Raw genomic sequence first — 7,562 nt, 5'->3', positions numbered from 1 at the left:
CCCCCCCCCCCCCCCCCCCCCCCGCGCCGGCGCGCGCGGCCATGTACCGCGGCCGCGCGTAGATCTCGAACAGCAGCGCATGCAGCCGCGACACCACGCCGATGCGCTCGCGCGTGGCGCGGCCCCAGCCGACCTGGTCCAGCGGCAGGCCTTCGGCGTATTGCAGGATGAACACCTCGGCGGTGCCGGAGGTCAGGTCCAGCGGGCCATGCATGGCGATGCCGCGGCCGTTGCCGCTGGCGCTCAGCGACGACGGCATGCGCGCGAAATCGCAGTCCTTGGCGCTGCAGCCGAGGATCTGCCGCATCGTGCGCAGCTCCTTCGCGTAGGGCGCTAGCACCGCGCCGGGACCGCCGGTCTGGCGCTGGATCGACGCCACCGCGGCGTCCGCGTCGAAGTCCACCGCACCGGCCTCGACCGGGCGGAACAGCGGATCGTCGCTGCCCTGCGGCTGATGCCCGGCCTGCAGTCCGCAGCCCGGAGCCAGCGTCTCGGCCAGGATCTGGGCGCTGGCGATGGTGCGCTGGTCGGTGTTGGCGTAGACGCTGACCGCGCCGTCGGCAGGGCAGCCGGCAGCCGGCAGCACGCCGTCGCGGACCAGCCATTGCCGGGTGTAGTCGCCGCTCAGCTGCACGGCCACGCGGCCATGCGCGGTGAGCAGGCTCGCCGGCGTGTTCCACACCGGCCACGGACGGTCGGCCAACGCCGCCGCCGCGGCTTCGCCATCCAGCGGCGCACGCACGCCGTGACGGAACAGCATCACCACCTGCTCGACCTGCAGTGACGGCGCAGACGCTTCGCGCGCGGGCCGCGCCTGCGCGCCGGCGGTTGCAGCCAGCACTGTCAACAGCATCCACCGCATCCGCTTGCTCATCGTCGTTCCAGAAAAAAGGGGAAAGAAACCACTCACTGCGCGGCACCCATCGCACTGCATGCCGGTGCGATTGCAGCGCAGGTCCGTGGCGATCGCGTGTCGGTCGCCGCGCTGCGGCGGGCCGGACACACCCGCAACTCATCGCTGCCGCAACATTGCGCTGCGGACACCGACGCCAGCTACGCGCGCCGGCTCACTGGCGATCGTGCGCGCCACGCGCCCAACGACCGCATGCATGCCGACGCGCGCCGCGGCGACATGCCGCGACGCGCGAGGAAAGCCGGCCCATGCACAGGCCGTTGGCTCAGAACGTGTACTTCACGGTCAACAGGCTGGTGCGCCCGGCATCGACGATGTCCGAGATCGCGGTGCTGTTGCGGCCCACATGCGCCCAGTAGCTCAGGCGATTGGTCAGGTTCGCCACCGACAGGTCGGCGCGCAGGTGCTCGTTCACCGCATAGCCCACGTGCAAATCGACGCGGGTGATCGGCTTCACCCACAGGTCGTCCCAGCTGGCACCCTGGTCCAGGTAGTCGTAGACCGACACGTATTCGCCCGAGTAGTGGTAGCTCAGGTTCACCGACAGCGGCCCCTTCTCGTAGAACAGCTCGGCGTTGGCCATCAGGTCCGGCGCGTTCTGGATGCGCTCGTCGTGGAAGCCGGTCATGCCCAGGTCGACGCGGGTGGACTGGCGGGTGACGTTGGCGCCGATGCCGAAGCCGTCCAGCGGCGCCGGCATGCCCTGCAGGGTCTGCCGCACTGCCGCTTCCACGCCCAGCACCTTGCCGTCGCCGCCGTTCTGCGGACGCACGTAGCGCACGCTGCCGCTGGTGCTCGCCCCGGCATTGGCCGCATCCGAGCCGTTCTCGTAGATGTAGTCGGACAGGCGCTTGTAGTAGCCGGCCAGCATCGCGTGGCCGCCGACGCCGTTGTCCCACTCGCCGGACAGGTCGACATTGACCGCCTTGATCGGCTTCAGATCCGGATTGCCTTCGGTGATGGTGGTGATGCCGTCGCTGGACACGCTGTAGCTGGAACCGCCGCCGAGCTGCACGAACGCCGGGCGCGTGTAGCTGGTCCACACCGAGGCCCGGTACACCGCGTTGGCGTTGCCGGGACGATAGTTCAGGAACACGCTGGGCAGCGGCACGTCGTAGGTGGTGTGGTTGTTCTGGAAGTAGCCGGCCAGCTCGTTGCCGCTGCTGTCCTTGGGCATCGTCCAGTAGGTGTTGCGAATGCTGGTCTGCTCGAAGCGCAGGCCGGGGATGATCTCCAGGTCGCCGGTCTTGAACGTGGCCATCGCATAGGCCGCGGCCACCGCCTCGGTGCCGCGCATGGTGTCGCAGTTCTGATTGTTGACCGCCAGGCTGCCGCAGGTGTCGAAGCTGCTCGCGGTCAGGTACTTGGCGATCGAGGCCTTCAGCGCCGAATTGCTCAGCTTGACCGTCGGGTAGTCGTACTTGCCCGGATACACCGCGTCGTAGCTGCCGCTGACCAGGCCGGTGTTCTCCAGCAGCGTGCCGTCGGTGAACTTGGCGGTGGTCCAGTCGCGCTCGGTGAACTCGCGCGAGCTGTCCACGTACTTCACGCCGAACTGCAGGCTGCTCAGCACGCCCTCGTCGAAGTCGTAGCGCGCGTCGAACTTGGCGCCGCCCTTCTTCTGCCCGCTGTAGGACTTGGTCAGCTGGCCGTGGCGGCGCGCGTACAGGCCGCCGATGTCGTCGGCCTGGTTCTGCATCGCGGTGGTCAGCTGCGGCACCGGGAAGCCTTCGCTGTCGTAGCTGATGAAGCTGTTGGCGCCGTACGGGAACTGGGTGGAGCTGTACTGATCCACGCGCGCAGAGACTTCGATGTGGTCCGGGCGATCGTTGTCGCCGAAGCTGTAGAACAGGTTCGGCGACAGCGTCCAGTTGCCGAGCTGCTTGTCGCCGCCGAACTGGAACGTGGCCAGGTCGGCCACTTCCGGATTGGTCTCGTACCAGTAGCGCACCGCGACGCGGTTGATCTGCGGCTGGTACACGCCGGTGCTGCCGATCTGGGTGTAGCTGACGCTGGCCGGCACGAACTGCGTATAGCCGGTGTTCTGCTCGGTCTTGGCGTAGGCGTAGGTCGCCCGTGCGTACAGCTGCAGGCTCGGGTCCACATGCCAGTCGAAGGAGACGTTGCCGCCGTAGCGCTTGGTGTCGCCGCCGGAATAGCCGATGTTGGTGCCGGTGGACTGCAGCGAATCTTCCGCGTCGTAGCCGGCCGCCAGCGCGCCCTTGGCGGTGGTGCGGGAGAATTCCCACGAACCGTCGTTGCGCGCAGCGGAGGCGCTGGCCACTTCGCTGTTCACGTAGTGGCGCTCGTCGTAGTACGCGCTGGCGTAGATGCCGAACTGGTGCTCGCTGCCGAACTTGGCGTGGAACTCGCCGGCCGCGCCCTTGCCCAGGCCGCTCTCGTCGTAGTCGCGGGCGCGGCTTTCCATGCGCCCGCTGGCGGTGATGCTGCCGCCGATCGCGTCGCTGTAGTCGAAACCGCTGGGAGTGCGGTAGTCGATGGTGCCGCCGATCGCATCGCCGTCCATCGCCGCGGTGGAGGTCTTGTTCAACACGATGGTCTGCAGGCCGGACGGCGGCAGCAGGCTCAGCTGCACGCTGCGGCTGTACGGCATGCCCTGGGCGACGTTGACGCCGTTGATCAGGTTGACGTTGTATTCGGCGTTGAGGCCGCGCACCGAGGCGAACATGCCCTCGCCGCGCGCGGCGCCGTCGACGCCGCCGAAATACGACTGCCCGGTGTTGACCACGTTGACGCCCGGCAACAGGCCCAGCGCCTCGGCGATGTTGTGCACGGCGGTGTACTTCAGGTCGTCGGCCGACAGCACGTTGGCGGTGTTGCTGGCCGCCATCTGCATGTCGGCGGCGGTGTAGCGGTTCGCCGCGACGGTCACGGTCGACAGGGTCTGCGCATTGCCCTTGGCGGCGGCCGGCGCGGTGTCGTCGCCGGCGGTGTTCTGCGCCTGCTCCTGTGCGGGGTCTTCGGCATGGGCGGCGGCGGCGAGGGCCAGGCTCAGGGCCAGGGCGATGGATCCGGCAAGCCGGTGCGGCCTGGCGCGGTGCGATGCGTGGTTCATGGAAATTCCATCAGGACGTGGGGTGGTGTCCCGGCACGCGACGACGCCGCGGCCGGAGAAGGCAAAGCGCTGCCCGTATCGCCGGCGCGGAGCCGGCAACTGGGCGAACATCTGGGGGAGTTCCGTGTCGGAGCTGGACCGTGCGAACTGACGGTCCGTTAACAACTGCGGCGCATTGTGTGCGTCGATGTTTGCAGATGCGTGACGGAGTTCATAGGTGAACGGAAATGCGATACGTCAGTGATGCATACGCGTGCGTATCGCAAGTGCGCATGGCTGCGGCGCTTTTTCCGCTGACATCCGGCGCGCCATAACGCCACCGCAGGAGCGGCTTCAGCCGCGACGAACGACGCGGCGGGCCTGACGGCGACGGAGACTGTCGCGGCTGAAGCCGCTCCTACAGTGCACCCAGATGGCGTCGCGTACGCCCTTGGGAGCGACGCCAGGCGACATTCACCATCGGTCGCAACGAGTTTTACCGATTGTGCGCGTCGCGACTGAAGTCGCTCCCGCAGAAGGCGCTCCCACGCAGGGATCTAACCGGGTGCCTCTCGACTCCCTCGCATCACTCCGACGCGATCTGCGCATGCAGGATGCGGCGGATCTCCAGGATCGCCTGCGGCGTCTCCTGCACGCTGTGTCCGGAGGTGATCACCAGTTCCGATTCGGCGCCATCCAGGTGCGCGCTGCGGTAGGGCACCAGCCCATCGTCGGCGACGGCCAGCGGCAGCGCCGGGTTGCGCCGGGCGATGATCGAGTTGTAGCGCACGGCTGGCGAAATCGGCAGCTCGGCGGCCGCACGCACGAACGGATCGGTATCGCGCAGATTGTCGATGCCGTTGGGCAGGCGCTGCGGCACGCCGTCCTGGCCGGCGATGTCCTGCATCACCTCGGTGAAGCGCTGCAGCAAGGTCACCGGCAAGCGGATCAGTCCGCCGACCAGGCGCCCGATGCTGCCCTCGGCGATGGCGGTGCCGCGGTGCGGCGCGGCGATGAAGATGGCGCGGTCCACCTGCGGCAGCGGCGCGAAGCGCAACAGCGGCTGCAGGCGCTCGCGTACCCGCGCGCCGCGTTCGCCGCTCAGGTCGCGGCCGGCGAGCAACGCGTTCCAGATGCGCTCGCCGGAGCTGCTGACCAGCAGCCGCGCGATCACTCCCCCCATGCTGTGGCCGATCAGCACCATGTGCTGCGAGGCCGGCGCCTGCCCCTGCGGATCGAAATTGTGCAGGGTCTGCTGCAGCAAGGTTTCGATCTGCGCGCGGTTCCAGGCGATCGGCATGTTGGTCGGGTAATAGACCTGCCAGATCTGGTAGTGGCGGCGCAGTTGCTCGTCGCCCATGATCTCGTTGGCGACGTTGACCCAGGCCTCGGGGCTGCTGCCCAGGCCGTGCAGCATCAGCACGATGCGCCGGTTCGGGTCGTAGGGCTGCATCAGGTACAGGTGCGGCTGCTCGATGCCGTGTTCGCGCCCCAGCATCGAGCGCAACGACTGCTTGGCGAAACCCGAACGCGCCAGCCACAGGCCGTAGGCGGCGGTGAAATTGGCCGCCAGCGGCAGCCGCTGGCCGTGCACGACGACCTCGTTGTCGCGATACGGATCGTAGGGCGCGATCACCACGCTGCGCGTGTCCAGCACCTGCGCCAGGCTGTCGCCGTCGAAGCGCAGCAGCACGGTGGTCGGCGCGTACGACAGTTCGCTGTAGCCGGCGGTATCGGTAGCCGCTTGCCCTGGCTTCGCAGCAGCCATGATCGCGGTCGGATCGCCGACCTGCGCCGGCGACACTTCCGCCACCAGTTCGGCCCCGAAGCCATCGCGGCGATAGGTGCTGCGCAGGCCGTCGAAACGCAGCGAGGCGGCAGGCACCATCGCATTCGGCCGCGCCACGGCGCCCGGCAGGCGGAAACTGTCCAGCTGCGCGCGCACTTGCCAGCCGGCGGCAGCCAGCGTGTCGTCGTCGCGCAATTCGCCGCTGGCGCTGCGCGCGCGCCAACGTTCGAACATCGCGCCGACCACGTGCTGCACCGCGTAGTTGTAGTAATCGCGCACCTGCGTCTGCCGGTCCTCGAAGGCGCGCGCGCTGGCCGGGCGTTCGGTATAGAACAGGTAGGCATAGGCGTAGCGCGCGGTTTCCAGCCATGCCTGCAAGGCTGCATCGTCGAGTGCGACGTTGCCCTTGGGCGTACGCGTCGTCGCCGCGCGCAACCACAGCTCCGACAAGGTCGCCAGGCGGCGTTCCTCGTCCAGTCCCTGCACCGTGCGCAGTTGCGCGGCGCAGGCGGGGATGTCGGCCTCGCAGGGCTTGCGCTCGATCGCGACCACGCGCAGCGTTTCCTGGCTGGCGTCGCTGAGTTCGCCGGTGCTGAGCACGTCGCCGCGCTTGGTCGCGATGTAGTCGCCGGCCGCGCGCGACTGCACGGTGACCATGGCGCAGCCGGACCCGGCGAGCAGGCCCACCGCCAGCAGCGCGCGCGCCGCCAGCTGCCGCACCGCGCGCGCGGCGCGCATCAGCGCGGCGCTCCGGGCGGTTCTTCGCCGGGGATGCCTTCGCGGATGCGCTGCGAAAAGTCGGCGCCGGCGCCGGCCTGGCGTGCGCGCTCGCCGATGCGCCCGCGCGCCTGCAGCGTGGCCAGCGCGTAGCCCGGCACGAAGCCGTGCTGCGCATAGACATAGGACGGCAGATAGCCGGACAGCAGCAGGCGGTAATCCAGCGGCAGTTGCGGTTCGAACTTGCGCACCAGCTCGAACACGATGGTGGTGCAATTGCTGGTGGCGGTGTTGTAGAACTTCGGCGTGCGCTGCAGCTGCTGCGCCTGCGCCACGTAGCCCATGAACAGCTGGCGCAACTGCGCGCGCGGAATGTTCAGCCGGTACAGATAGACGTCTTCGCCGCGCACGTTGCTGCGCACCGCGAGGATGTCGCGCTCGTCGGCGGCGATCATCGCCTGCTCGAAATTGCGGAAGAAGCCGGCCAGCGCGGAGAACGATTCGCCACGCTCCTTGCGGATCTCCAGCGAGAACACCACCCGGCGGCCGTCGTCGAAGCCGAACGAGACCAGGGTGTGGGCGATCGCCGGCCCCATCCAGTAGGACAGCGCCAGGTCCGCCGAGGCCAGCCGGTCCAGGTCGTACTGGCGGGTTTCCCAACGCGGCGTGTAGTCGCTGTCGCTGCGCCAGGCGAAATTGCGCACGTTGTGCAGGGTGACGAGGTGGCCTTCGACCTGCGGCTGCAGCGGCTGCGCCACGTCGTCGGCCCAGTCGCGGTTCTGCTCGGGCAGCAGCTGCGACCAGCCGAACACCAGGCCGGCGCAGGCGACGGCGAAGATCCACGGCAGCACGCGGTAGTCTCGGGGATGGCGCAGGCCCCACAGCGCGGCGCCGCCCATCGCCAGCCACAGCAACGCCGAGGCGTAGCGCACCAGGCTGCCGGTATGCGGCAGGTAGGCCAGGAACAGCGCGCCCCAGACGCCGGCCAGCACGATCGCCAGCGCCACCGTTGCGCGCAACAGGCGTGCCGGCCAACCCCGCTGCGCGGCGTTGCGCGCCGCAATCGCGGCGACGGCGCGGCCCTGCCC

4 protein-coding genes are annotated in these 7,562 nt (G+C 69.0%); all 4 read right to left on the bottom strand.

Annotation, left to right across the window (positions count from 1 at the left end; genetic code table 11):
• On the bottom strand, positions 1 to 862 hold an 862-nt coding region (locus tag H9658_RS22955), incomplete at its 3' end, for a histidine-type phosphatase (RefSeq protein WP_406848124.1).
• A gap of 316 nt (positions 863 to 1,178) precedes the next feature.
• Positions 1,179 to 3,989, bottom strand: a complete 2,811-nt coding sequence (locus tag H9658_RS12055) for a TonB-dependent receptor (RefSeq protein WP_191825510.1) — start codon at positions 3,987 to 3,989, stop codon at positions 1,179 to 1,181.
• A 565-nt stretch (positions 3,990 to 4,554) separates the two neighbouring features.
• A complete protein-coding gene (locus H9658_RS12050; RefSeq protein WP_191825509.1) occupies positions 4,555 to 6,495 on the bottom strand; it encodes an esterase/lipase family protein in 1,941 nt (646 codons plus the stop codon).
• Entirely contained in the window at positions 6,495 to 7,538 is a 1,044-nt protein-coding gene (locus tag H9658_RS12045; protein WP_179569395.1) for an Lnb N-terminal periplasmic domain-containing protein, read from the bottom strand. The genes H9658_RS12050 and H9658_RS12045 overlap by 1 nt, the downstream gene beginning before the upstream one ends.
• Between the last annotated feature and the right edge of the window lie 24 nt (positions 7,539 to 7,562).

Origin of the sequence: Xanthomonas bonasiae (genome assembly GCF_014836395.1) — a bacterium.
In the GTDB taxonomy this organism is placed as follows: Bacteria; Pseudomonadota; Gammaproteobacteria; order Xanthomonadales; family Xanthomonadaceae; genus Xanthomonas_A; species Xanthomonas_A bonasiae.
The sequence above is the reverse complement of the archived record's forward strand: the minus strand, read 5'-3'. Positions and strand labels throughout refer to the sequence as shown.

Bases quoted from the DNA above. Each gene is read 5' to 3' on its own strand.
- H9658_RS12055 (WP_191825510.1), bottom strand. From the start codon at position 3,989: ATGAACCACGCATCGCACCGCGCCAGGCCGCACCGGCTTGCCGGATCC.
- H9658_RS12050 (WP_191825509.1), bottom strand. From the start codon at position 6,495: ATGCGCGCCGCGCGCGCGGTGCGGCAGCTGGCGGCGCGCGCGCTGCTG.